Origin of the sequence: Kribbella rubisoli (genome assembly GCF_004217145.1) — a bacterium.
GTDB lineage: Bacteria > Actinomycetota > Actinomycetes > Propionibacteriales > Kribbellaceae > Kribbella > Kribbella rubisoli.
The window spans coordinates 164,649-189,982 of sequence record NZ_SHKR01000011.1 but is presented as its reverse complement, the minus strand read 5'-3'; the positions used below and the strand labels follow the sequence as shown (position 1 = coordinate 189,982).

Annotated in this window: 22 protein-coding genes; 8 read left to right on the top strand and 14 right to left on the bottom strand. The window is 69.2% G+C overall.

The genetic code is table 11. From position 1 onward, the window contains the following. Positions 1–31: 31 nt before the first annotated feature. Positions 32–811 (bottom strand): histidinol-phosphatase, encoded by a 780-nt coding sequence (gene hisN / locus EV645_RS03510; RefSeq protein ID WP_130439678.1) that lies wholly within the window; start codon positions 809–811, stop codon positions 32–34. Positions 812–959: 148 nt separating this feature from the next. On the opposite strand from hisN, the gene EV645_RS03505 reads away from it, so the two are divergent. After that, positions 960–1,436 (top strand): DUF2231 domain-containing protein, encoded by a 477-nt coding sequence (locus EV645_RS03505; protein WP_130439676.1) that lies wholly within the window; start codon positions 960–962, stop codon positions 1,434–1,436. On the opposite strand, the gene rsgA is transcribed toward EV645_RS03505, so the two are convergent. From rsgA to EV645_RS03485, 4 genes are read right to left on the bottom strand one after another with little or no spacing between them, the layout of a single operon-like run. Then, complete coding sequence (gene rsgA, locus EV645_RS03500) at positions 1,429–2,442, bottom strand: ribosome small subunit-dependent GTPase A (protein WP_130439674.1); 1,014 nt, start codon at positions 2,440–2,442, stop codon at positions 1,429–1,431. The genes EV645_RS03505 and rsgA overlap by 8 nt on opposite strands. Then, positions 2,442–3,713, bottom strand: coding sequence for a 3-phosphoshikimate 1-carboxyvinyltransferase (gene aroA, locus EV645_RS03495; protein ID WP_130439672.1), 1,272 nt, complete (start codon positions 3,711–3,713; stop codon positions 2,442–2,444). Before aroA ends, rsgA begins: the two co-directional genes overlap by 1 nt. Positions 3,714–3,758: 45 nt before the next feature. Further along, entirely contained in the window at positions 3,759–4,337 is a 579-nt protein-coding gene (locus EV645_RS03490) for a DoxX family protein (RefSeq protein ID WP_130439670.1), read from the bottom strand. A gap of 58 nt (positions 4,338–4,395) precedes the next feature. Continuing rightward, the gene (locus tag EV645_RS03485) at positions 4,396–5,127 is read right to left on the bottom strand and encodes a DsbA family oxidoreductase (protein WP_130439668.1); all 732 of its coding nucleotides are present in this window, start codon (positions 5,125–5,127) and stop codon (positions 4,396–4,398) included. A 70-nt stretch (positions 5,128–5,197) separates the two neighbouring features. Between EV645_RS03485 and EV645_RS03480 the strand changes: the two genes are divergently transcribed. The 5 genes from EV645_RS03480 to EV645_RS03460 all read left to right on the top strand — a co-directional run bounded on the left by EV645_RS03480 (position 5,198) and on the right by EV645_RS03460 (position 10,954). After that, a complete protein-coding gene (locus EV645_RS03480; RefSeq protein ID WP_130439666.1) occupies positions 5,198–6,040 on the top strand; it encodes an aminoglycoside phosphotransferase family protein in 843 nt (280 codons plus the stop codon). Positions 6,041–6,068: 28 nt separating this feature from the next. Then, positions 6,069–8,345: an ATP-binding protein gene (locus tag EV645_RS03475; protein WP_130439664.1), complete on the top strand. Its 2,277-nt coding sequence runs from the start codon at positions 6,069–6,071 to the stop codon at positions 8,343–8,345. 125 nt (positions 8,346–8,470) lie between these two features. Then, positions 8,471–8,926 (top strand): hypothetical protein, encoded by a 456-nt coding sequence (locus EV645_RS03470; protein ID WP_130439662.1) that lies wholly within the window; start codon positions 8,471–8,473, stop codon positions 8,924–8,926. Positions 8,927–9,028: 102 nt separating this feature from the next. Next, positions 9,029–9,697 carry a DUF4097 family beta strand repeat-containing protein gene (locus EV645_RS03465; RefSeq protein WP_130439660.1) on the top strand — a complete coding sequence of 223 codons (669 nt, stop codon included), beginning with the start codon at positions 9,029–9,031 and terminating at the stop codon, positions 9,695–9,697. Positions 9,698–9,730: 33 nt separating this feature from the next. Further along, the gene (locus tag EV645_RS03460) at positions 9,731–10,954 is read left to right on the top strand and encodes a serine hydrolase domain-containing protein (RefSeq protein ID WP_130439658.1); all 1,224 of its coding nucleotides are present in this window, start codon (positions 9,731–9,733) and stop codon (positions 10,952–10,954) included. 48 nt (positions 10,955–11,002) lie between these two features. Here the strand turns inward: EV645_RS03460 and EV645_RS03455 are convergent, their stop codons facing one another. The 6 genes from EV645_RS03455 to EV645_RS03430 all read right to left on the bottom strand — a co-directional run bounded on the left by EV645_RS03455 (position 11,003) and on the right by EV645_RS03430 (position 20,413). Beyond that, positions 11,003–11,782: an alpha/beta fold hydrolase gene (locus EV645_RS03455; RefSeq protein WP_130439656.1), complete on the bottom strand. Its 780-nt coding sequence runs from the start codon at positions 11,780–11,782 to the stop codon at positions 11,003–11,005. A 125-nt stretch (positions 11,783–11,907) separates the two neighbouring features. Further along, positions 11,908–14,469: an ATP-binding protein gene (locus tag EV645_RS03450; protein ID WP_130439654.1), complete on the bottom strand. Its 2,562-nt coding sequence runs from the start codon at positions 14,467–14,469 to the stop codon at positions 11,908–11,910. Between the two features lie 6 nt (positions 14,470–14,475). After that, positions 14,476–15,699: a M20/M25/M40 family metallo-hydrolase gene (locus tag EV645_RS03445; RefSeq protein WP_130439652.1), complete on the bottom strand. Its 1,224-nt coding sequence runs from the start codon at positions 15,697–15,699 to the stop codon at positions 14,476–14,478. Positions 15,700–15,717: 18 nt separating this feature from the next. Further along, positions 15,718–16,575, bottom strand: a complete 858-nt coding sequence (locus tag EV645_RS03440) for a phosphotransferase family protein (RefSeq protein ID WP_130439650.1) — start codon at positions 16,573–16,575, stop codon at positions 15,718–15,720. Between the two features lie 7 nt (positions 16,576–16,582). After that, positions 16,583–17,866 (bottom strand): aspartate--tRNA(Asn) ligase, encoded by a 1,284-nt coding sequence (gene aspS, locus EV645_RS03435; RefSeq protein ID WP_130439648.1) that lies wholly within the window; start codon positions 17,864–17,866, stop codon positions 16,583–16,585. A 264-nt stretch (positions 17,867–18,130) separates the two neighbouring features. Further along, positions 18,131–20,413 carry a sigma-70 family RNA polymerase sigma factor gene (locus tag EV645_RS03430; RefSeq protein ID WP_130439646.1) on the bottom strand — a complete coding sequence of 761 codons (2,283 nt, stop codon included), beginning with the start codon at positions 20,411–20,413 and terminating at the stop codon, positions 18,131–18,133. 282 nt (positions 20,414–20,695) lie between these two features. On the opposite strand from EV645_RS03430, the gene EV645_RS03425 reads away from it, so the two are divergent. Next, positions 20,696–21,529, top strand: coding sequence for a hypothetical protein (locus EV645_RS03425; RefSeq protein WP_130439644.1), 834 nt, complete (start codon positions 20,696–20,698; stop codon positions 21,527–21,529). Between the two features lie 147 nt (positions 21,530–21,676). Here the strand turns inward: EV645_RS03425 and EV645_RS03420 are convergent, their stop codons facing one another. The 3 genes from EV645_RS03420 to EV645_RS03410 all read right to left on the bottom strand — a co-directional run bounded on the left by EV645_RS03420 (position 21,677) and on the right by EV645_RS03410 (position 24,449). Further along, entirely contained in the window at positions 21,677–23,434 is a 1,758-nt protein-coding gene (locus tag EV645_RS03420) for an MFS transporter (RefSeq protein WP_242000184.1), read from the bottom strand. 78 nt (positions 23,435–23,512) lie between these two features. Then, the gene (locus EV645_RS03415; RefSeq protein WP_130439642.1) at positions 23,513–23,992 is read right to left on the bottom strand and encodes a universal stress protein; all 480 of its coding nucleotides are present in this window, start codon (positions 23,990–23,992) and stop codon (positions 23,513–23,515) included. Between the two features lie 4 nt (positions 23,993–23,996). Then, positions 23,997–24,449 carry a MarR family winged helix-turn-helix transcriptional regulator gene (locus EV645_RS03410; protein WP_242000183.1) on the bottom strand — a complete coding sequence of 151 codons (453 nt, stop codon included), beginning with the start codon at positions 24,447–24,449 and terminating at the stop codon, positions 23,997–23,999. Between the two features lie 79 nt (positions 24,450–24,528). Between EV645_RS03410 and EV645_RS03405 the strand changes: the two genes are divergently transcribed. Continuing rightward, complete coding sequence (locus EV645_RS03405; RefSeq protein ID WP_130439640.1) at positions 24,529–25,329, top strand: SOS response-associated peptidase; 801 nt, start codon at positions 24,529–24,531, stop codon at positions 25,327–25,329. Positions 25,330–25,334: the final 5 nt, after the last annotated feature.

Genomic DNA, 25,334 nt, shown 5'->3' with positions numbered 1-25,334 from the left:
AACCCCTCATGCCAGGGGATATCCCCTCGCATTACTCGAGGCGCTTGAGGACCTCGTCGTGCAAGCGGCCGTTGGTGGCTACGGCGTTGGGGCCGTTGGGGCCCGGAGCGCCTTCGACCGACGTGAACTTGCCGCCGGCCTCGTCGACGATGATGGCCAGCGCGGCCATGTCGTACAGGTTGAGCTCCGGCTCCGCGGCGATGTCGACCGCACCTTCGGCGACCAGCATGTACGACCAGAAGTCGCCGTACGCGCGGGTCCGCCAGACCGAGTCCATCAGGTCGGCCCACTGGTTTTTCTTGCCGAGCTTCTCCCAGCCCTTGAGCGACGCGTACGACAGCGAGGCGTCCTCGATCTTGCTCACGTCGCTGACCCGGCACGGCTGCGACGAGTGCAGCGCGCGGCCGGTCCAGGCGCCGTCGCCGTACGACGCCCACCAGCGCTTCTGGAGCGCGGGGGCGGAGACCACGCCGACGACGACCTGGTCCTCGATCATCAGGCTGATCAGCGTCGCCCAGACGGGGACGCCGCGGATGTAGTTCTTGGTGCCGTCGATCGGGTCGACCACCCAGCGGCGTACGCCCCAGCCGCTGGTGCCGTCCTCCTCGCCCACGAACGCGTCCCGCGGCCGGGCCCGGGAGAGCGTCTTGCGCATCACATCTTCGACCTTCTTGTCCGATTCGCTCACCGGGGTGAGGTCGGGCTTGGTGGCCACGTGCAGGTCGAGCGCCTTGTAGCGGTCCATCGTGGTCGAGTCCGCATCGTCGGCCAGGATGTGGGCGAGCCGCAGGTCATCCGTGTGCGAAGGCATGCCGGAAGGCTAACCTGAGCGCCGCTCGAGCGGTTCAGCCGTCCGCGAAGTGTTGCGGATCGGTTGCGGCGCAGATTGAACCGAACGAGGTCGTTGAACGTGCCATTAGTGTCTGACCACGTCATACGACTGCCATGGAGGCCTGTCCATGTTCGAGCGCTTCGGGGACCTGCCGCTACACGTGCTGGTGATCCATCTGACCGTGGTGCTGCTACCGGTGGCCGCGCTGACCTTGATCGCGTTCGCCGTGGTGCCGAAATGGCGCCGGCTGCTGCGCTGGCCGGCTCTGATCCTCGGCGTCGGGGCGCTGGTGTGTGCGTTCGTGGCGAAGGAGAGCGGCCGGGCGTTCCTCAACGCGGTGCCGACGCTGGCGAAGGCGGTCGCGCTGCACGAGAAGCGCGGCAACCTGTTGTTCTGGTACTGCCTGATCTTCGCGATCGTCGCCGTCGCGGCCTTCCTCCTGCTGGCCGGCGTGAAGGGCGACAAGGCAACGAACAGCCGTCCGCTGGAGCTCGTCACCCAGGCAGCCGTCGTCGTGATCGCGGTGCTCGTCATCTGGCAGACCGTTCGTACCGGTGACGCCGGCGCGAAGGCGGTCTGGGGCGGCCAGCTGCCGCCTAAGTAGTCTCGTCGGAGGCGTCGTGGAGCTCGCGGCCTTCGCGGCTGGCCAGCAGTCGGCGGAACGAGTCGACCCGGGCCGGATCGGCGCGGCCCGCGGCAACGGCCTCGTCCAGCGCGCAGTCGGGGGCGTCGGCGGTATGGGTACAGCCGCGCGGGCAGGTCCTGGCGATCTCCGCGAGGTCCGGGAAGGCGTTGATCAGCTGATCCGGCTCGACGTGGGCCAGGCCGAAGGAGCGGATGCCCGGGGTGTCGATGATCCACCCACCCTCGGGTAGGCGTAGGACGAGCGTGTTCGTCGACGTATGGCGCCCGCGGCCGGTCACCTCGTTGACGACGCCGATGGCCCGATCCGCACCCGGGATCAGGCCGTTGACCAGCGTGGACTTGCCGACACCGGAGTGGCCGACGAGAACACTCGTCCGGTCGTCGAGCTGCTCCCGGAGTTTGCTCAGGTCACCAGCCTGCTGGGTCGCCACCGACTCGACGCCGAGCGGGCGGTAGATCGACAGCAGCGGATCCGGGTCGGCCAGGTCGGTCTTCGTCAGGCAGAGCAGCGGTCGCATACCGGCGTCGTACGCCGCGACCAGGAAGCGGTCGATCAGCCCGGTCCGCGGCTCGGGGTTCGCCACCGCGACGACGATGACGAGTTGGTCCGCGTTCGCGACCAGGGGGCGCTCGACCGGGTCGTCGTCATCGGCGGAGCGGCGCAACAGCGTCGTACGGGGGAGGACCTCGACGATCCGGGCCAGCGAGCCCTCGTCACCGGTGGCGTTGCCGTCGAGCTTGACCCGGTCGCCGACGATCACGCCGGTGCGGCCGAGCTGACGGGCCTTCATCGCGGTCACCTCGCGACCGCCGTCCGGATCGTCGACCCAGCAGGCGTACCGCCCGCGGTCGCGGGTGAAGACGAACCCGATCACGGCGTCGTCGTACGAGGGGCGGTCCTTGGTCCGCGGCCGGGTCCGGCGCTTGGGCCGGTCGTACTTGGCCTCCTCGTCGTACCGCGACATCAGCCGGCGAGCCCCGACCACATATCGGGGAATTCCGGCAGGGTCTTCGCCGTGGTTCCGATGTTCTCGATCTCCAGGCCGTCGACGAGCAGGCCGAGTACGGCGGCGGCGTGCGCCATCCGGTGATCGTCGTAGGTGTGGAAAAGCCCGCCGTGCAAGGCCTTCGGCCGGATCGCCAGACCGTCCTCCAGTTGCGTGACGTCCCCGCCGAGCGCGTTGAGCTCGGTCTCGAGCCCCGCGAGCCGGTCGGTCTCGTGGTTGCGCAGGTGCGCGATACCCCGCAGGTACGACGGCCCGTCGGCGAAGGCAGCCACCGCCGCGATCACCGGCGACAACTCGCCCACCTCGCTCAGGTCGAGGTCCACACCGGCGACCCGGCCGGTGCCGCTGACGGTGAGCCTGTCGTCGGTCCGGGTGACCGAGGCTCCGAAGCGGGTGAAGATCTCAGGCAGTTGACCGCCCGGCTGCGTGGTCCGGGTCGGCCATCCGGTGACGGTCACGGTCCCGCCGGTGATGACGGCCGCGGCCAGGAACGGCGCCGCGTTCGACAGGTCCGGCTCGATCGCCGTGTCCAGCGCGCGAATGGGGCCCGGGGCAACGACCCACCGGTTCGGCTCGGCGTCGTCGACCTGGACGCCGCGCTCGCGCAGCATCCCGACCGACATGTCCAGATGCGGCTGGGACGGCACCGGCTTCCCGTCGTGCCGGATGTCGACGCCCTCGTCGTACCGCGCGCCGGCCAGCAGCAACGCCGACACGAACTGGCTCGACCCGGACGCGTCCAGCGTCACCTTTCCGCCTCGGACCGATCCGGTACCCGACACCGTGTACGGCATCCGCCCGGTGCCGCCGTCCTCGATCTGTACGCCGAGGGTCCGCAGCGCGCCGAGGATCACGCCCATCGGACGCTCCCGCGCGTACTCGTCGCCGTCGAAGGCCACCACGCCGTCAGCCAGCGCGGCGACCGGCGGCACGAACCGCATCACGGTGCCGGCCAGACCACAGTCGACGTTGGCCGGGCCCTTGAGCGAGCCCGGGGTGACGGTGACGGTCGTACCGCTCTCGGTGATGCCGACGCCGAGCGAGACCAGCGCGGACCGCATCAGCGAGGTGTCGCGAGCCGCCAGCAGGCCGGTCAGGTGTGACGGGCCGTCGGCGAGTGCGGCGAGGATGAGGGCACGGTTGCTGATCGACTTCGATCCGGGGACCGTGACCGTACCGGTCACAGCACCTTCGGCCCGCGGTGCCGGCCAGCCGTGTTGCTCGCTCATCCCACTCCCTCAGCTCAGGTGTCTACAGCCCTGAGCCTAGGGCATTCAGCCGAACGGGAGCTCCGCCTTCGCCAGCTTGGCGGCCTGCTTCGCTTCGCGGGCCAGGTGCTTGGCCTCGCGCTTGGCGGTCTTCGCGCCGCGCTTGGTCTCACGCTTCGCCGCCTTCGCACCGTGCGTTGCCCGCCAGGCGACGCCCGGCTTGCCCTCGGTGTCGACCGCGGCGAGCAGCAGACCGCCCATGAGGCCCAGGTTCTTCATGAAGTTGATGCGCTGCTGGTTGCGGACGGTCTTGTCCTTCTCCAGCCAGAACGGGTGGCCGGCGAGCGTCGTCGGCACCAGCGAAGCCGCCAGCAGCGACGCTCCGAGGCGACGGCCCTTGCCGGTCGCCAGTGCGAGACCGCCGAGCACGTGGACCGCGCCGTTCAGCCGGACCAGATTGGCGGTCGTGTCAGGGAGCCGGTCGCTGACCTGCGGCGGCGCGACCCGCTTCACCATCGGCACCAGCCGGTCGGTGACGGGCTGCGCCTTCGGCACCAGCGGCTCCGGGTTCCGGATCGCGTTCGCGCCCTGGGCGACGAAAATGACGGACAGCAACGGCCTGGCCAGTGCGCGCACGACAGTCATGCCTCCTTCATACACCACGGTTTGTACGACTACCGGTACCCACCGCTGATGCGGATGCTCAGATCGGGCAGCCGTCCGGACCGCACGCGGCGTCACCGTCGGTCGTGGCACCCGGGGCGGTGATCAGCGTCACCGGCTTGCGGTCCGCGCTCGCCCGGCGCAGTGCTTCCTGGAAGACCTCCACGGGCTGCGCACCGCTCACGCCGTACTTCTCGTCGATGACGAAGAACGGTACGCCGTTCGCGCCGTACGCCAGGGCCTGCGCCTGGTCCGCGGCGACGTCGTCGGTGTACGTCGTACTCGCCAGGACCTCACGCACTTGCTCCGTGGGCAGACCGACCTCGGTGGCCAGCTCGGTCAGCGTGGTGTGGTCACCGACCGGGAGGCCGTCGGTGAAGTACGCCTTGAGCAGGCGCTCCTTGAGGCGGCCCTGCGTCTCCGCGGGAACCTCACCGGCCTCCTCGAGGTCACGAGCGAGGTGGAGCAACCGGTGCGCGTCGACGGTGTTGGCCGGCTTCGCCTGGTCGAGGTGGTACTCCAGACCGACCTCCGCGGCGATCCCGGTTACGTGGGCGTTCGCCTGCAGGGCCCAGTCGCGGCCGCGGCCGTACTTCTCGCCCAGCCGGGTGGCCAGGTCCCGCGGGTCCTCGTTCGTCGACGAGGGGTCGAGCTGGAAGCTGTGCCAGACGACCGTCGTGGTCTCGCCGCTGGAGGTCAGAGCCTCCTCGAGCCGACGCTTCCCGATGTAGCACCACGGGCAGACGACATCGGACCACACATCAATACGCATAACTGTCGGCAACTGACCACTCTCCGGACCTATTCCCAACCAGGCACTGGTGTGACGCGTCTGACGCCCCATGGACGACGAACTCGTGCGGACCCTCTTGAAAGAGCAGCACCCGGATCTGGCCGACCTGGAGCTGGAGGAAGTCGTCGGCGGCTGGGGCAACCAGATGTGGCGCCTTGGCGAGGACCTGGCGGTCCGGATGCCCCGCGAGCACGGATCGCCCGAGCTGCTCCGCAAGGAGTACCGCTGGATGCCGGACCTCGCCACCCGCCTTCCGCTATCCGTCCCAACCCCGGTCCGTCTCTGTGAACCGTCGGACCGCTTCCCCAACCCGTGGCTGATCACCACCTGGGTCCACGGAGTACCTGCGGAGCACGCACCGATCACGGACCCAGCCGCAGCCGACGTACTGGCCGACTTTCTGCTGGCACTGCACACCGAGGCGCCGGCGGACGCACCGGTCAGCGAGCGGACCGGTCTGCCGCGGGGCTTGGGCTTCCCGGAGGTCCAGGAGTACGTCGGCCGCCGCGACGAGCTCCGCGCGGTCTGGGAGGACGCGGCCGCGGCACCGGCGTGGAGCGGGCCGCCGCTGTGGATCCACGGCGACCTGCACCCTGCCAACGTGGTCGTTGCCGATGGCACGCTTACCGGCGTCGTGGACTTCGAGGAGCTGTGCGCGGGGGATCCGGCCAACGACCTCGCGGCCGCCTGGATCCTGCTCCCGGACGGAGCCGCCGACCGCTTCTTCGAGCGCTACGGCGCGGACGACGCTACGGTACGGCGAGCCCGCGGGTGGGCTGTGACGCGGGCGCTGTTCCTGATCGCAATGGGTATCAACGGCGAGAAAGGCATTCCGGGCGGCAAGACCCATTGGGGACCGGCCGGCCAGGCGGCACTCGAACGCCTGCTGTAATACGGGGAATTCCGGAGAAGGGTTGAGGGTGCGCGATGAGTTGGCGGGGCAGCTGTCACAGCTGCGCGACCTGACCGGACGGAGCCTGCGCGAGCTCGCACGCGACATCGACGCCAGCAGTTCCTCGCTCTCGCGGTACTTCTCCGGTCAGGCTGTACCGCCCTGGCCGACGGTCGTTGCGCTCTGTAAAGCAGCGGGTCGGGATCCGCGACCACTGCGCGAGATCTGGGAGCGCGCCAAGGAGGGACCGCAGACGGCTCCGGCAGCTCCTGTACGCAATGACCTTCCGCACGACGTCACTGCCTTCACCGGACGCCGGGCTGAGCTGGACGCGCTTCTTGGTGCTGCCCGGACCACGCAGGTCGTGGCGATCGACGGAATGGGCGGAGTGGGGAAGTCCGCGCTCGCAGTACACGCTGCGCACCTGCTGACGGCGGAGTTCCCTGACGGGCAGTTCTACCTGGACCTGCACGGGTTCACTCCGGGACGAGAGCGGGTGGAGCCGGCCGAGGCGCTGCGGGTGCTCCTGTCTGCGTTGGGGTTGCCGCCGGGCCGGATACCCGAAGGGCTCGCGGAGCGGGCCGCGCTGTGGCGGTCGGAGTTGGCGACGCGGCGCGCGATCGTACTGCTGGACAACGCCGCAGACGCCGGCCACGTACGGGATCTGCTGCCCGGTGCCGGTCAGATCTTCGTCGTCATCACGAGCCGACGCCGCATGGTGGAGCTGGACGGCGCACAGCCGATCTCGTTGGATGTCCTGCCCAGTGAGGATGCCGCACAGCTGTTCGTCGAGTCCGCGGGCGGAGCACGGCCCGGCGACGTCAACGAAGTACTGCGTCGTTGCGGCAACCTGCCCCTGGCAATCCGTGTCGCTGCGGCGCGACTCCGGCACCGGCCCGCGTGGACGCTCGACACTCTGGTGGAGCGGCTGCGCGAGGGCGAACTGGCGGTGTCGGACGTCTTCGAGATGTCACTGCGGCAGCTGGACCCAGCGCAGCGCCGCATGTTCCGCCTGCTCGGCCTGGTTCCCGGCGAGGACATCGACGCGTACGCCGCGGCCGCACTGGCCGGCATCCCCCTGGCGAACGCGCGCTCGCTGCTGGAAGACCTCGTCGACGTCCATCTGGTCCAGGAGCCGTCGGCCGGCCGCTACCGGATGCACGACCTGCTGCGACAGGCCGCTCGGGCAGACGACCCGACTGCCGATCCGGCTCCGGCGATCACCCGGCTGGCCGATTACTACCTGAGCTGCATGCTCGCTGTGAAGGAGCAGATCCGGATCTTGATCCCGCTCCCGACGACCGTGTCACAACCGCCGCCATCGCTTCCAGACCTGTGCGAGCACGACACGGCCATCAAGTGGCTGGACACCGAGTGGGACAACCTCATGGTGACGTTCGCACTCACGGTGCAGCTGGGCGTCGACACAGCGGCGGTCGGACTTGCACAGCTCGCTACGATGGCTCATGCGCGACGCGGCGGTTCTGAGCAGCTGCGCGAAGGTCTAGAGGTCACCCTGCCCGTCGCAGAACGGCTCGGCGACCGCCGCGTGCTGGCCTCCCACCAGTACCTGCTGGGCAGTCTGCTGCTGCGCATGGGCCGGCTGGACGAGGCGATGTCCCGACTCGAGGCCGGCCGCGACCTGATGGCTGCAGATGGCGACGCCGTCGGCGAAGCCATGTGCCTGTTCCAGCAGGGTGAGGTCCGGGGGGAGCTCGCTGACGCCGGAGGCGCCGTGCAGCTCCTGGAGCGTGCGGTGGCCGTGGTGCCGCCGCACGAGGTCGCCGTACGCGCGCGACTGCGGGCCAGCCTCAGTCATGCTCTGCTGAGCCACGGCGACTATGTCGCGGCCCGTGAGATTGCTGCCGACGTACTCGAGACGACTCGGGAGACCGACCGGCAGACCGCCCGCATGTGCCTGGACGTGCTCAGCCAGGCCGCACTGGACCTTGGCGACGCGCAGACCGCGCTCGACCTCGCCGAACAGGCCGTCGACATCAACCGGGAGACCCACCATGCGTTCTTCGAGGCGATCAGCCTCGCCGACGTAGCCGTGGCGCTGCTCCACCTCGGACGCCCGGAGGAGGCCGCGGCCAGGCAGGCCGAGGCGATCGCGATCCTCGAACTGGCCGCCGAGCCGGACCGGCTGGCGCGCGTTCACCTCCCGTACGCGGAGGCATGCCTGGCCACCGGCAACCAGGACACTGCTGCTCGGCACTTCCAGAAGGCTCTGGAGCTCGCGACCGCTCACGGGCTCGACTACCTGGCGCCTGAGGCCCGCTCCGGCTTGTCGCGTGCGTCCTGAGCTGTCCCGTCCCGTCCCGGGACAGCTCATCGATCCTGCAAAAGCGCAGGTCAGCCGTCGATTCAGCGTCCCGGCGGGACATCTGTGGGTGGTCCGGGCCGAGCGCCTCGACCAGTCTCTCCACCATGCTGCTCAACGAACTGGACGCACTGCCCACGCTGTGGGAGGTGCAAGGCACGGTCGCCGCGCCCGTCGCAGCGGTCGCCGAGCTGCTCCTGGCCGTGACCACGGGTCGGGTCGGCGACGACAACCTGCTGGTTCTGGCCAGGGCTTCGGCCGCACGCCAGGGTGCGATGACCGTTGTAGGTGCCGGACACACGTTCCGGGCCGAGCTGGCAGGGCTCGTCGAGCCGGTGGAGATCCAGGTGGACGGCTCCAGGCTCGCAGTACAGAGCTGGTACGGCGGTGTCCACGCCGTCACTGCCTGCTCGACCGGCACCCGAGTCGTCCACCGTGTGCAGCGGGTCCTACCGGAGCATCCCGGGTTCGCGCCTGGCATCGCCGAGCTCGGAATGCGGACCCGGATGGCACGTGATCTGCAGCAGGTACTTGCTGTCATCGCCGACCGCCTGGGCTGCTGACACGTGTCAGTGCCCGTGTCAGGGCTACGGCGGCCCGGTGTCAGGGCGGTCTTCGAAGCTGGTCCCAGTCGAACAAACACAACGAATCCGAAAGGCACGACAATGTCTACTTTCAACACCCCCGAGCCGATCTCCGCAATCCTCGACATCCCCGCCGGCCCGATCCGGTTCGTCGCCGGCGACCAGGCCGAGACCACCGTCGAGGTTGTGCCTGCCGACCCCTCGAAGAACCGTGACGTGAAGGCGGCCGAGTCGGCCCAGGTCGGGTACGACGCCGGCGTCCTGCGGGTCGAGATCCCGGCCAAGAACCAGTACTTCGGTCCGTCCGGCTCCGTTGCCGTCACCGTCCAGCTGCCGGCCGGTTCCCAGGTCGAGGTGAAGGTCGCCAGCTCCGAGCTGCGGTCCACCGGGCGTCTCGGCGACGTGGCGATCAAGAGCGCGCACGGCTCGATCGACCTCGAGGACGTCGCGAGCGCCCGGCTCAGCCTGACCGCCGGTGACGTCTCGGTCGGCCGCCTCCACGGCTCCGCGGAGATCCGCACCAGCAAGGGCGACATCCGGATCGCCGAGGCCGCCGGCGGCGCGCTCGAACTGCGCACCGACGTCGGCGAGATCGAGGTCGGCGCCGCCGCCGGCGTCTCGGGCTCCCTCAACGCCGGCACCACCACCGGCCGGATCGACAACGCGCTCAAGAACGCCGAAGGCGCCGGCGCCCAGCTCACCATCCACGCGACCACCACCGTCGGCGACATCGTCGCCCGCAGCCTCTGATCTTCCACCTCTCGATCGAAGGAGTACACCACGATGTCCACCTCCAACGGCTTCACCGAAGCGGGTCTACGCCGGCTGCACGACGTACTCGCCCGGCATGTCGACTCCGGGAAGATCCCCGGCGTCGTCGCCCTGGTCAGCCGGGGCGACGGTGAGCCGCACGTCGAGACGCTCGGGACGATGCGCCACGACGGCGGCGCCCCGATGCGGCGCGACACGATCTTCCGGATGGCGTCGACGTCCAAGCCGGTCTCGATCGCGGCGGCGATGGTGCTGCTCGACGAGTGCAGGATCCGGCTCGACGACCTGGTCGAGCAGTGGCTGCCCGAGCTCGCGAACCGGCAGGTGCTGAAGCGGATCGACAGCGCGGTCGACGACACCGTGCCGGCGAAGCGGCCGATCACGGTCCGGGACGTGCTCACCTCGACGTTCGGGCTCGGCATGGACATGACGATGATCGGTACGCCGATCATGGCCGCCCTGTTCGAGCAGGGCATCACGCCCAACGGGCCGGTGCCGATGCCCGAGCAGGACGAGTGGATGCGCCGGCTGGGCACACTTCCGCTGATGTACCAGCCGGGCGAGCGCTGGCAGTACCAGATCAGCAGCGACCTGATCGGCGTCCTCGTCTCCAGGGTCACCGGGCAGTCGTTCGACGAGTTCCTGCGCGAGCGTATCTTCGCGCCGCTCGGGATGAAGGACACCGGCTTCTGGGTGCCGGGCGACCAGATCGACCGCCTGCCTCCGCTGTACGCGCCGGACCCGGCAACCGGCGAGTTCCAGGTGTGGGACGAGGCGGAGGGCGGCCGGCACAGCGCTCCGCCGGCGTTCCAGGGCGGTGGCGGCGGGCTGAACTCCACCGCCGACGACTACAACGCGTACTTCCGGATGCTGCTGAATCACGGCGTGCACAACGGCGAGCGGATCCTGTCGAAGCCTGCAGTGGAGCTGATGACCAGCAACAGCCTCACACCGGAGGTGCTGGCGTCACGCGAGGCTCTGGCCCGGGACAACGTGCACATCTCGTTCGGCCAGGGACAGCAGGGCGGCTGGGGCTTCGGGATGGCTGTGCGCACCTACCGGGGCGACTACGCGCCTATCGGTCAGTTCGGCTGGGACGGCGGCGCCGGTACGTCGACCTACGCCGACCCGGTCAACGGGATCGTCGGAGTCCTGCTCACGCAGGTCGGCATGACCGTGCCGTCGTCGGTCCACCTCATGAACGACTTCTGGACCACGCTCTACCAGGCAATCTGAGCAGAGCCGGCCGGACCGCTGAGGTAAGCGGTCCGGCCGACGGCTGTTTCAGCGGGCTGCCTGCTCGATGACGCGGGCGACGGTGCTCGGGTGGGACAGGGCGACCAGATGCGAGGCGCCCGGCACCTCCACGATCGTGGCGTGCGCGCGCTGGGCCATGAAGCGCTCGGCGGCCGGTGCGATCGCGTGGTCACCGGTCGGGATCACGGCGTACTTCGGGAGCCCGGCGGGCGCCGTCGTCGCGACCTTCTCGTCGAACGCCGCCGCGTTGATCGGCCGCTGCGACGCACCGAGTACTGCGGCCTGCCGCGCAGGCAGGTCGGCCGAGAACACCTCGTGGAACGACTCCGGCTTCACGACCAGGTCCACACCGCCCGGGTAGGCGATCGTGCTTGTCGTGTCAGGACCGAGCTCACTGCCCGGGTACTGCGCGTTCAGCGCCCCGATCGTCTCGCCGGCCTGCGGGATGAACGCGGCGACGTACACGAGCGACTTGACCCCGCTCGTCCCGGCCAGCTCGCTGACCAGTGCACCGCCGTACGAGTGCCCGACGAGCACCTTCGGACCGGGGATGGAGTTCAGGACACCCTGCAGGTACGCCGTGTCCGTGGCGACCCCACGCAGCGGTACGGCGGGCGCGACGACGGTGTACCCGTCGCGCTGGAGCCGGCCGGCTACCTCGGACCAGCTCGCCGCGTCGGCGAACGCGCCGTGCAGCAGAACGATGGTCGGCTTCGGCTTGTGCTCGGTCTGAGCGCTCGCGGTCGTGACGCCGGTGAGCGTGACGACCGCCGCGGCGGCGACGGCGATCAGGTGACGGAGTTTCATTTCGGGGTTCCCTTCGTGGTTGCTTGGTAGAAGGAAACCGCTGAACGCCTACCTGCCGGATCGAGCGAACAGGTGAACCTGTCGGCGCCGGATCACGTCCTGAGCGCCGCCGGTGCACCCGATTCTCATGCGTTTGGGGGAGGGGCGAACCGCTCCAGCACCAGACGGGTCAGCTGGACCCGCGAATTGACCCCCAGCTTGCCGAACACGGCCCGCAGGTGCGTCCCGACCGTGCTGGCCGACAGAACCAGCTCTTCGGCAGCAGACCGGTTGGTGTGCCCCTCGGCCACCAGCAGTGCGACGCGGCGCTCCATCGGAGTGAGCGCCTCCCACCCCTCCTGCGCTCGCGGCGGTACGGCGGCCCATCGTCGTCGCCGTACTCCGGCTGCCTGCAGCACCGCCTGGATCCGCCCGGCCGGTGCGGTGGCGCCCAGAGCAGTCAGCCTGTCCAGTGCCCGCTCCAGCGCCGGGACACCGGTCTGGCGATCACCGGCCGCCAAAGCTGCTCGGCCCAGGCGTTCTTCGGCCAGGGCGAGCAGCAGGGGTCGGTTCGCAGTACGTACCACTTCAACAGCCTCCAGCAATTCAGTGACATCGTTGCCCGCAGCCACGACCGCGAGTGCGCCGCGGCTTGCTGCGGACGGACTGAGCCGTGCCAATTCGTCTGCGGCATCGGCCTGCAGCAACAGCGTGATCCGGTCGGGGAAGTCCTGCCGGGTGACAGCCAGGCGGCGTACGGCGTTTGCATCACCGTCCGCGATCGCCAGCAAGGTGATGATGGTCGGATCGCTCCCGGCCAGCTTTCTGGCCTGCGTCAGGTGACCGCGAGCCAGTGCGATGAGAGCGAGCACCTGGTCCGCTGCCGGAGCCAGTGTCCGGTCGTGCAACTGATCCATCCAGCGCAGACCGGAGTTGGCGGCGCTCTCCGCCTCCTGCAGGTTGCCGGCGGAGTACTCGAGTCGGGCACGCAGGACCGCGAGCTGCGGCGCCCACCAGGACTCGCCTGCGGTCATCAGCTCGCGGACTCGCTCCAGAGCAGCTGGCAGCTCGTCAGCCTCGGCCCGGCAGTAGAGCTCACCCACCTCGACCAGGGTGTCGGGCAAGCTCCCCAGACCGGTCTCCGCTTGCCGCGCCGCGACGTACAGGTCGCGGGCGTCGGCGTACCGCCCCTCAGTACGCGCCCGCTCCGCCGCAGCCACCTGTAGAACCGCCTGCGCCACCGGGTCGTCTGATGGCTCTGAAACCTCTGCTCCAGCTAGCGCGCGGTAGGCAGCCAGCCGCGGGTCAGCGCCGACGAGCTCCTGTACGTCGAGACGCCGACTAGCCCACTGGTACGGCGCGAGGTGTAGCTGGACCGTCGCCTGCAGCTCTGGGGTAATCGGCCCGAGGTACAGCGCCGTACCGCTGAGCAGGTCGTCGGCGAACGCCTTGGCACGGTCGTACTGCCGTGCGGCGAGCAGGATGCTCACCACCTCCACACCGACCTCAGCACGCAGCGGATCGTCCACGCGCGTCAGGTCGAACGCGTCGTGGATGATCTCCGCGGCTGTGGTCGCCATCGTGGCCAGGAGGTCGCGAGCCGCCTCGCGGAGTGTCTCCACGGCAGCCACATCACCGGACTGCGCGACCGCGAGCACATGCGGCGCCGCAGCAGCCGCACCACGTCCCGCAGACATCAGCTGGTTGGCAATCGCACCGTGCAAGGCCCGCTGAGCAGATGGCGGTACGTCGGCCAGTGCGGCGGACCGCAGTAGCTCGTGGCGGAACCGCAGTACCGAACCTGCGTCCGTGAGCAGACCTGCCTGGATCGCCTCCTCCAAAGACGCTGCCAGCCGGGCGACTGGCGTGGCCATCAGTACGGCGACGTCCTCGAGGCGGAACTCGCTGCCGAAGACCGCAGCGGTTCGCACGAGATCACGGCTCAGCTCGGACAGGCCGCCGGTCCGACGACGTACGCCTTCGACCAGACCGGCGGGAAGCGGACCAGAAGCGTTGGAGTCGCTCAGGTACAGACCGGCGACCAGTTGCTCGGCGAGGAACGGGATGCCCTGCACACCGGCGAGCTGGACGGCGAGAGCTGGGTCGACCGAGTGATTCAGCCGGTCCGCGGCGAGGTCCTGGATCGCGTCGGCGGTCAGGGGCTGAAGCGGGAGATGGTGGACCGGGACCTGGTCGCCGACCGCCTCGATCAGCTGGTCGGCCATGGTGCCCGGACGGCTGCCGAGCAGCCAGAGCAGCTTGGTGGCCGAGAGGCGAGCGATCGCGACCCGCAGTACGAAGGCCGTGAGCGGGTCTGACCACTGGGCGTCGTCCAGGACGATCAGCGTGCGGCTGCCGGCCAGGCGGCGGCCGATGAGGTCTGCGAGGCGTTCGGCGAGCCAGAGTGGCTGGGTGTTGAGTAAGGCCAGTTCGAGGAAGTCGTCGGTGCCGATCAGCGGCTCCGGTCCGGCGCGCAGAGCAGGTGCGAGGGACGCGAGCGGACTGATGTTGTCGTTCTGGTGCGCGGCGGCACTGGCGACCAGGAAGCCCTGCCGCTCGGCCTGCTCGACCGTGGCCGCCAGCAGCGCCGACTTGCCGATCCCGGGTTCACCGCTGACGACGGCCAGCGAGGCGCGACCGTTGCCGGCCGAGCGCAGTGCGTCCAGGAGCTGTCCGAGCTCCTGAGACCGTCCTCGCAGCGGCGCCACCGTGGATCAGCCGCAGCGACGGACAGCGAGGAGGGCGTAGGTCCGGGCAGCGTGCAGTACGTCGGCCAGCGCAACGTGCTCGTCCGCGGCGTGGGCGTACCGAACATCGCCAGGCCCGTACTGCAGGGTCGGGATGCCCGCCGCGGCGTACAGCCGGAGGTCCGAGCCGTATGGCGCGCCCCGGACTTCCGGAGCCGGCTTACCGGTGTCGATCACAGTCTGCACGGTATCGGTGAGCAACGGGTCACCATCCGGCAGGACCCCCGACGCGAACGCACCGCCCGGCCAGCTCACCATCACCGGGTGATCGCGCAGCCAGTCGTCCTCGATCCCGGCGACTGCGTCCTCGAATGCCTTGCGCGCTTCATCGACCGGCTCGCCGAGGCGTACGCCGTACCTGCCCTCGGCGATCAGCCGGTCGGGCACGGTGCTCGCCCAATCGCCCGCGGAGATGGTGCCGACGGACAGCGGGTTCGCGAGGTCGAGGTGAGCGAGCAGCGGATGCGGATCGGAATTGCGCGCGGCTTCCAGCTTCTGCAGCGCGCTCTGGATCACGGTGAACTTCTCGATCGCGCTCACCCCGCGGCTGCGCGTGGAGCCGTGCGTCGCCAGCCCTGGCACCTCCAGCCGAAACGTCAGCGAGCCCGCGTTGGCGGGGATCACGGCACCGGCGGTCGGCTCCGCGATCAGGCACGCCTCGCCCCGATGACCGCGCCGCAGCGTCGCGAACGCACCGAGCCCGCCGTCCTCCTCGCCGATCACCGTGTGCACGGCCAGCGGCTTGCGCAACTGGATGCCGGAGGCAACAATCGCTGCCACCGCGCCGAGGATCGCCGCGACACCGCCCTTCATGTCGCACGTCCCGCGCCCCCACATCACGCCTTCCTCGATCCGCGCGTCGAAGGCGTCCCCCGGCACCACATCCACGTGCCCGTTGAAGATCAAACCCGGCGTCCCGTCCCCACCCAGTACGCCGACACATCCCCACGCCTCGTCCCGCTCGACCTCCATCCCCGGGAACTCCGGGTCGGACGTCAACCCCTCCAGATCCAGCCGCCAGTGATCAACCGACACTCCGAGTGCCCCGAGCCGGTCAGCACACCACGCCTGTACGACGCCCTCGGCCGCAGTCCCGTCGATGCTAGGAATCTGCACCAGCTCGCGCAGATCCGCGACGATCCGCTCGTCGTCGATCGCCCCCAGTACAGCCCGCTCGGCCTCACTCGTCATGCGCACATCATGCCCAGCTCATGCACTGAGCAGGTCAAGCACCCTCCGAGCGCCGTACTCGATCAGTTCGGCCGATCCCACCCGGTCATGGACGAACTCGGCGATGCTCACGTACGCAGCCCCGGCGCAGAGCGCGACCGTCGCCCGTCCCGCGGCCTTCAGCGCCGCCTCCACGAACAGCTCATCGACACCGTGTGCGGCGCCGTCCCGTGCCGCCGAGGTCGCCAGCGAGACCAGGTCGTACGCCCGGGAACCAGCGCCGGCCGCCTCGATGTCGATGATCCCGGTGATCCGTCCGTCCTCGACGATCAGGTTGCCGAGGTTCAGGTCGCCGTGGACGAAGTCGTCGTCCGGCAGGACCTCGTCGCGGTACGGCCGGCACAGCAACTCGTAGCGGCGGAGCAGTTCGTCGGTCTCACCGCCGTACTTGCTGACGCGTTCCCACACTCCGTCCCAGCCCTCCAGGACGACGCCGCGCGACCATGCCGACCAGCTGATCCCGGACTCGGGCACCAGATCGCGCTGCAACTCGCACACGGCGATCAGCTCGCGGGCGAGTGCCTCGTCGACGACCGAGTAGTCGCGTACCGGCGTACCGGACACGAACTCCTGCAACTGGTACGGCGACCCCGCGGCCGTCGTGCCGACGGTCAACCAGGCAGGTGTCGGATAGCCGACCGCACGGGCGCGACGGACGAGCTCGGCCGCCCGCCGTACCCGTGCTGCCCATCCGGGGTCGTCGGTCCACTTGAGGACGACGCCGTCGGTCAGCTCGAACGCGCCCGACTGGAACCCACCGGTCAGTTGCCGGACAAGCCGATAATCGGCGCCCAGGGCAACGTTCAGCTCGGCGACAACCGACTCGGTGGTGTCCATCACGACATCACGGCGTCAACCTGTGCAGGTCGCGGGGGAACAGCGTGACCTCACGGACGTTCTCCGCACCGGTCAGCCGCGCGACGAACCGCTCCAGCCCGATCGCGAACCCGCCGTGCGGCGGCATCCCGTGCTTGAACGCCTGCAGATACGAGCTGTACGCCGGTGCCTCCGCGGACTCGCCGCGTGCCTCGAGAGCCGCGACGTACTCGGAGTACCGGTGCAGACGCTGGCCGCCCGTGACCAACTCCACCCCGCGGAACAGCAGGTCGAACGAGTTCGACCACCGCGGGTCCGACGGCTGCGGATGCGTGTAGAACGGCCGCTTCACCATCGGGTAGCCCTCGACCGCGACGAACTCGCTGCCGTGCTCGCGCCGTGCCCACTCGCCGATCGCACGCTCGTCGGCGGGCGCCAGGTCCGGCTCGTCCGGGTCGGCGCCGGCGATCTTCAGCGCCTCGCTGAAGTGCACGACCGGTACGTCGACCGGGATCTCCGGCAACGCAACGCCCAGCCGCTCTAGCGCGCCGCCGGCTCGCTCACCGACCGCTTGAAGCATTCCGGCGACCGCCGAGCGCAGCATGACCAGCACGTCGCGATGGTCGGTGATGAAGCCGAACTCCGCGTCCAGCGACACGTACTCCGCAAGGTGCCGGACCGTGTCGTGCGGCTCGGCCCGGAACACCGGACCGACCTCGAAGACCCGCTCGAACACCCCGACCATCTGCTGCTTGTAGAACTGCGGCGACTGCGCCAGGTACGCCGGGCCGCCGAAGTAGTCCAGCGCGAAGACGTTCGCTCCGGACTCGGTCGCCGTACCGACGATCTTCGGCGTCTGGATCTCCGTGAAGTCCTGACCGCTCAACGCCTCGCGGAACCCGTGCAGAGCGGCCGCGGCGATCTCCCACCCGGCTCGCACGACCGGATGCCGGAGAGCAACCGGTGCGTTGTCCAGTACGACGGGGAGCCCCGCGCCGACCGTCGGCCGCCAGAGCTCGATCGGCGGTGTCGCGGCCGGTTCTGTCAACGCAACGATCACTGGGTCGACGATCTCCGCGCCGCCGGGAGCCTGCGGGTTGGCGGCGACCGTACCGGTCACCTGCACGACTGTTTCTTCGCTCAGCTCGTCCAGCTGTTCCGGAGAACCCTTGACGACGATCTGGGCCAGGCCGGACCGGTCGCGCAGGATCAGGAAACTGACGGCTGCGAGCCGTCGTCTTCGGTGCACCCAGCCGGCCACCGTGACGGACTGGCCTACTGCTGAGGGGATCTCATGGCTGAGAATGCGCATTGCTGTTTCACCTCCAGGTTTGTCTCGAACCCCGGAGGTGTGGGCGAAGGGGAATCTCGCGGTGCCACCACACCTTCACCAGACCCGACGGGCCCGGCCTCTTGCACAACAGTCGCTCGGGAGTGTCTTCGCCACCGCTCCACGTGTCGCCTTCACAGCTACCGGCGACTCTCTCGAACGTGGTGTACGGCGCTACTCGGTTCCGTCAGCGCGAACAAACCCAGAATAAGGGATCGGGCAACCCCATTTCGCCAACAGCACTGTTCACCGGCGGGACGTGGTCGGCGGGATCTGGACGCTGTCGGTGTCCTCGCGGCCGCCGAGCCGGGCGTGGACAGTGATCGCGTTGTTCGAGCCGGTGCCGGGCAGCCACGCGTTCCACTCCGAGTTGAGCGGCTTCTTGTAGTTGTTCGTCCAGCAGGTCGCGCGCCGGATGTCGGTGGTCCGGTCGCACGTCCAGCCGTTGGCCCACGACGGCAGGAACACCAGGTTGCGGCCCCACGAGATGTCCAGGGTCACCTTCCGCCCGGTGGCGCCGTTGACCTGCAGGAACCGGTTGTAGACGAACGGGTTCGGGTCGGTCTGCGGCGTCGGCGTGAGGATCTGCAGCAGCGACTCGTCCTGCTGGACCTCCGGCAGCACCTCGGAGTCGGTGTCACTGACCAGGTCCGCCGTCGCGGCGACAGTGAACGTCCGCGCCGCGGTCGACGAGTCATCGGGTACGTCGAAGTTCGCCGGCAGCTGGGCCGGTTTGTCCGGGTTCAGCGCCGTACACGTCTTGGTCGACGAGGAGCACTTCCAGCCGGCCGGGTTCGCGGCGATCGGCCACTCGAGCTCCGAGCCGTAGCTGAGCTTCAGCGTCACCTTGGTCCGGTCGGTGCGCGGGGCAACGGTGATGATCCGGTGGTGAACGTCCGGGTCGGCCTTGCCGGCGAGGATCTTCAGCAGGTTCTCGTCGGTGCTGGGCTGGGCCTGCACGGTCGCCGAGTCGTCGTCGTACAGCCGGCCGGTCTTGGCCGAGACCGTGAACGTACGGTCCGCGGCCGATCCACCGGTCGGAGCGTCGAAGGTCACCGGCAGCGGTGCGGGCGCAGCCGGGTTGCTCGCCGTACACGTGCCGGCCGTCGCGTTGCAGGTCCAACCCGGCGGGTTGCCGGTCAGCGGCCAGTCGAGCTCAGCGCCGTACTTGAGTCCGATCACCACCGGGTTCGCGTTGGCGGCCGGGGTCTTGATCGTGATCACGAACCGGATCCCGCTGGCAGCGCCCGCGGTCTCCCGGTTGGCCGGGCTACCGCCGCCGCCCGGCATGCTGATCGTCACCAGGGCCTCGTCGAGCACCGGAGTCGTCGGCGTCGGCTCGGTGGGCGTCGGAGTGGGCGTCGTCGGGACCGGTGTGGTCGCCGTCGGCGTGGGCGTCTGGCTGGGCTGCGTCGGGGCCGTCGTGGGAGCAGTGGTCGGTGCAGTGGTCGGAGCCGTCGTCGGGTTGGACGCCGGCGGCTGGGTCGACGGGGGTTTCACCGAGGGCGGCACGACCGGCGGGACCGTCGGCTTCTGCCCGGGCGGCTGCGTCGGCTGCTGTGTCGGCGGCTTCTCGATCGCTGCTTGGGGCTTGTCGTTGCCGGTCAGCGCCATTGCCGCGAGTACGGCGGCGATCGCGACGACCACCACGGCACCGGCGCCGACCGCGGTGCGGGTGCTGTTCTCGGTGGCCTTCTTCCAGCCGGTGACGACGAAGCCGACCAGTCCGACCTTCGCGCCGGACGCAGCGGCCAGGTAGCCGAGGCCCGCGGTGCCCAGCAGAGCCGGGGCGAGCAGTGCCGGCAGAGCGCTGTTGACCTCGACGAGCTCGAGGTACACCGCGGTGCACTTCGCGCAGTCGTCCAGGTGCTCGCGGACGTTCCGGTTCTCGCGCTTGGTCAGGCCGCCGCGGACATAAGCGCCGAGGCGCTCGGTCGTCCAACGGCAACGGTCGCCGGCAACGTCGGCGAGGTGCTGCTGCAGATACGCCTGGCGCAGACCCTCACGGGCTCGGTAGGCCAGCGCGGACACGCCGTTCGCGGTCAGGCCCAGCAGGGGCGCGATCGCGGCCGGCTTCTCACCCTCGACCTCGGTGTGCCAGAGCACGGCCTGCCAGCGCTCGGGCAAGCTGGCGAACGCCTTTGCCGCCGCACCGCTCTCGAAGCCGGTGACAGTCGGGTCGTCGAACGTCTCCGGCTCCCGCTCGTACGACGCGATGTCGTCGGTGGACTGCACCTTCTTACCGGAGCGGATCCGGTCGACGTGCACCCGCCGTACCGTCGTCAGCAGGTAGGCGCGGAAGGAGATGTCCGGTCCGCCGCCGGCCCGGAGCGCGTCCAGGACCTTGGCGAACGCGTCGCTGGCCAGGTCGTCGGCGTCGTTGGCCGGGACGAGCTGCCGGGCCATCCGCTCGGCCGCGTGGTGGTGCCGCGCGTAGAGCTCGCCGTACGCCTCCAGGTCGCCGTTGCGGACGCGCGCGATCAGTTCGGCGTCGCCGGCTACATCCGGCTGGCCTGGCGGCGTGTCCATCGATCTCCCCGTGGGTTCTGACTGTCTGTGCAGCAACGTGACGGTCCGTCACTTTGTTGCCGGAGACAAGGCTCCCACGTGAGACGGGCTGTGCGCACTATTTCGGCGCACCCTTCCTGACGCGAAACCGTGCTCCCTGTCTGACGAGATCACCAGGGCAGAAGTTACGCGAAAAAACTTCTGCGAATCCGCGTCATGAACCGCGTCACAGCCTGTCTCTTCGGCGTACGACGCTTCCGGCCGACCGGTCGGGAGACTGACGGGGCTGTTTCGAGGAGGGCCATGTCGCTGTTCGCGGATCTCCGCAGACGGTTCGACCTGCGTCCGGCCAAGTCCCTGAACCTGGCGGGGTCGCCCGCCCGGACCCGGCCGGAGGCGTCGTCAAAAGACACGGGGGACTTCACGGGGGTGGAACCGCGCGGAAGGAGGGAGCCGCGCGGCACAGACGGCACCGACCACAGCGCCTACCTCGCAATCGCGGAGGCGCTCACGGACGGAGCCGACGTCGTGCCTGCATCGGACGAGGTCGGTCGCCAGTTGGCGACCGACGGAGTCTCGCTGGTGGAGGCACTTGATGGGCTGAGTGCGTTGTACCGCTCGATCGCCGGGGGCGAGCCGGCTTTCGAAGCGGTACGCGCACTCAGTTCCAGCTGGGCCGAGGCCTCGCTGGTGTACCTGCACTCGCTGTCCTGCGAGGACCCGCTGACCGGGCTGTCCAGCCTGGCGCATCTGCGGTCCCGCCTGGAAGAGCTCTATCGAGAGGCGGAGTTCCGTGGAACTTCCGTACCGCAAACCCATGCACTGGTGGTTGTCGAACCGCTCAATCCCGCGGGTACGTCGCCGTTCGACCGCGAGCTCCGCCTCGTCGACGTCGCGGAATGCCTGCGGATCGTCTTCTGCGGCGGTGACGTACTGGGTCGCGTCGGCTCACGCCGCGCGGCGGCGCTCGTCGGCCGCGAGCCGAACCTGCCGGAGCAGGTCGCGACGGTACGAGCCCTGATCACGCAGTGGCGGCTGGACACCGACGTACCCCAGCTCGCCCGGATCTGGATCGAAGGTCTGCCCGGCAGCGACGAGATGGCCGGGAGGCTGCTCGACGAGCTCGCCAGACCTTGAGACCTGCGTCCGGGCGCCAACAGGGGGGCGGCCGGGCGCATCAGTCCGACGGTGGATCGCCTAACACGGGGTGGGCGATCCACCGTCGCTCATCCATGTACGGCGGTAGCTCGCGCGTGACAGGTGGATGGCCGGACTGGCAGCGGATCACCCCGCCGAGCGCTGGTGCTCCGGGACGACACGGGCGGCGCTGGGCAGCGTCTCCGGTTCGGTGTGGATGTAGCGGGGGCCGCGGAAGACCGAGGCGGCCGCACCCACCAGGGACATGCCGATGGCGACCGCGAACACGATGACCAAACCATGGTGGAACGGGCCCGAGATCAACTGCGGGAAGAATTGCTTGCTGGTCAGCGTGCCCAGGTCGGCGCCCTTGACGGCTGATGCGGGTAGTCCGCCGAGGGCCGTGCCGATCGGGTTGTAGCCGAGGAACGCCGCGAACAGGCTGCCGACGGGAGGTTGGTTGCCGATGGCTACTGCTGCGGCCTGCGAAACGCCGTGGGATCGTAGGCCCTCGGTCAGCGTACGGGGCAACGTCTGGGCCAGGCCGATGATCATCAGCGTGAAGAAGACGCCGATCGACAGCGACGTACCCGAGTTCAGGAACGTGCCGATCATGCCTGACGCGGAACCCCGCCGGTTGGCCGGGACGCTGCTCATGATCGCGCTGGTGTTCGGGGCGGAGAACAGTCCGGAGCCGACGCCGTTCAGCACCAGCAGGCCGGCGAAGGCCCAGTAGCTGAAATCGGTGGGCAGCAGCATGAAGCCGAGGAAGCTGAGGGCCACGAGCAACAACCCGCCGGTCGACAGAGCCCGGGCGCCGAGCCGGTCGGAGAAGTAGCCCGACAGCGGACCCGCGAGCAGGAACGCCACCGTCAGCGGAAGCAGATAGATGCCGGCCCACAGCGGCGTACTCGAGAAGCTGTAGCCGTGCAGCGGTAGCCAGATGCCTTGCAGCCAGATGATCAGAATGAACTGCAGGCCGCCGCGGCTGACAGACGCCAACAGGCCGGCCAGGTTGCCCGCGGAGAACGCCTTGATCCGGAACAGCGACATGTCGAACATCGGATCGACCGTGTGCGCCTCGACCAGGCAGAACGCGACCAGCAGGGCGACGCCGCCGATCAGTCCGCTCAGCACCCACGGACTCGTCCAGCCCATGTTGTGCCCGCCGTACGGCTGGATGCCGTAGGTGATTGCCACCAGGATCGCGGTCACGCTGACCGCGAACAGCCCGTTGCCCCACCAGTCGATCTTTGCCGCCGATCGGGTGCTGGTCTCGCGCAGGCTGCGGTACGACCAGACCGTGCCGAGCAGGCCGAACGGGACCGACACGAAGAACACGAGGCGCCAGTCGACCGGCGCCAGCACGCCGCCGACGATCAGCCCGATGAACGAGCCGCCGATCGCGGCGACCTGGTTGATGCCCAGCGCGAAGCCGCGGCGCTCGACCGGGAACGCATCGGTGAGGATCGCCGTCGAGTTGGCGAACAGCATCGCGGCGCCGACGCCCTGGACGATGCGCCACAGGATCAGCCAGAGCGCGCCGCTGCTCTGGGTCAACGGATCGAACACCAACGCGATCGACCCGATCGTGAACACCGTGAAGCCGAGGTTGTAGATCTTCACCCGGCCGTAGATGTCGCCGAGTCTGCCCAGCGTCACGACGAGCACCGCCGTGACGACCAGGAAGCCCATCAGCATCCAGAGCAGATAACTGACGTTGCCGGGACGGAGCGGATCGAGCTTGATGCCGCGAAAGATGTCCGGCAGCGAGATGATCACGATCGACGAGTTGATGGTTGCCATCAGCACCCCGAGCGTCGTGTTGGACAGCGCCACCCACTTGTAATGCGGGTGATCCTTCTCGACCGCGAACCGGGACGCCGGCCTGTTGCCTGCACTCACAAGGCACTTCCCCACGGGATAGATTTCGTTAGCAAAACTAACGGTACCTCGCTACCGGAGGTGGCCCTCCGGCCCCTGTCAGGGGACCACCACGACGACCGGGGCGTCCTTGCGGCAGGTGAGCCGGTGGCCGAGCGAGCCGGTCAGGCGGTGCCATCGCTTCGCCGACCGGCCGACCACGATCAGGTGGGCGTCGACGGTGCGGGCGATCTCGGTCAGGGTGCCGATCGCGTCGCCGTACTCGCTCACGAAGCTGATCGGTACGCCGGCCTCCCCGGCCCGGCGTACCGCGTCGGCCTTGATCTCGTCGGCCAGCTCCTGCCGGCTGCTCGCGGCCGCGCCGTACGCGTACGGCGCGGCGAGGATCGCGGTCGGTTCGGCGTACGGCATCACGTAGACCGCGACCAGGTGGCCGTGGGTGCGGACGGCTTCGCCGGCGGCCCAGGCGAACGCGTCCCAACTCGTGGCCGACCCGTCGATCCCGACCACGATCGCCGGTGTGCCGGGGGCCTTCTCCTGACGGAGCTGGATGCGCCGTTCTTCGGCGTCGTAGTTCATCTGGTCACCTCTTCGGCAACGGGGTACGGCTGTCCTGACTTTCGCCGGCGAGCTCCATCAGGCGGAGGAGTGCGGGCAGGGCCGCGGTGAGCGACTCGGTGTCCTCGTCGTCGAGCTTGTCGATCAACTCGGTCAGCGCCGACGCGCCCGCTGCGCGGATCGCACGAAGCTGTCGGCTCCCGGCCTCGGTGACGGCGACCAGGACCACGCGGGCGTCGCCGGGGTAGCGCCGGCGTTCGGCGAGGCCGAGGTCCGTCAGCTGGGTCACGAGCGCTGTCATCGACGGCTGCGTGATCTCCTCGCTGACGGCCAGGTCGGTCAGCCGCCGCGGGCCGGTGCGCTCCAGCGTCGACAACACGGAGATGGCGGTCAGGCTCAGGGTGCGGTCCCGGCGCCTGATCGCCACGGCGGCGAGGCCGAAGAGAACCTCGCCCACGGCGTCGTTGCCTGTGGTCATGCGATAAGTATAGGCGCGTCTATATAGATCCGGTGATGAAAGGCGGGTTTTTGTCCCTGGCGATCACTAGGCTGCTGGTATGTGCGGTAGATACGCGTCCGGCCGGGCCCCGTCCGATCTCGTCGACGAGTTCGAGATCGAGGTGGGTAACGTGCGCGAGTCCGTCGAGGAGCTCGGCGAGAACTACAACGTCGCGCCGACCAACCAGGTGGTCGCGGTGGTCGAGCGGAGGAACCGCGAGGTCCCGGACCAGACGATCCGGAAGCTGACCACGGTCAAGTGGGGGCTGGTGCCGTCCTGGGCGAAGGACACCTCGATCGGCAACCGGCTGATCAACGCCCGGATGGAGACGGTCGCGGAGAAGCCGGCGTTCAAGAAGGCGTTCCAGACCCGGCGCTGCATCCTGCCGGCCGACGGGTACTACGAGTGGTACACCGCCGAGGAGAAGGTCAACGGCAAGCCGGTCAAGCAGCCGTACTTCATCCATCCGCCGGACGGCAGCATCCTCTCGATGGCGGGGCTGTACGAGATCTGGCGCGACAAAACCGTCGAGGACCCGGACGCCGATGAGGCCTGGCTGTGGACGTGCACCGTCCTGACCACCTCGGCGACAGACGACCTCGGCCGCATCCACGACCGGATGCCGCTCCTCGTCGAGCGCGAGCGGTACGACGCGTGGCTCGATCCGCTGTCGTCCGACACCGACGATCTGCTCGACCTGCTGGTCCCGGCTGCACCCGGTCGCCTCGAGGCGTACGCCGTGTCGAAGGCGGTCAGCTCCGTGAAGAACAACGGCCGTCACTTGCTCGATCCGCTGCCGCCGGACGGTGTCGACCCGCTGGACAAGCCGCAGGCGCCCGAGGAGACCACGCTGTTCTGAGTTGT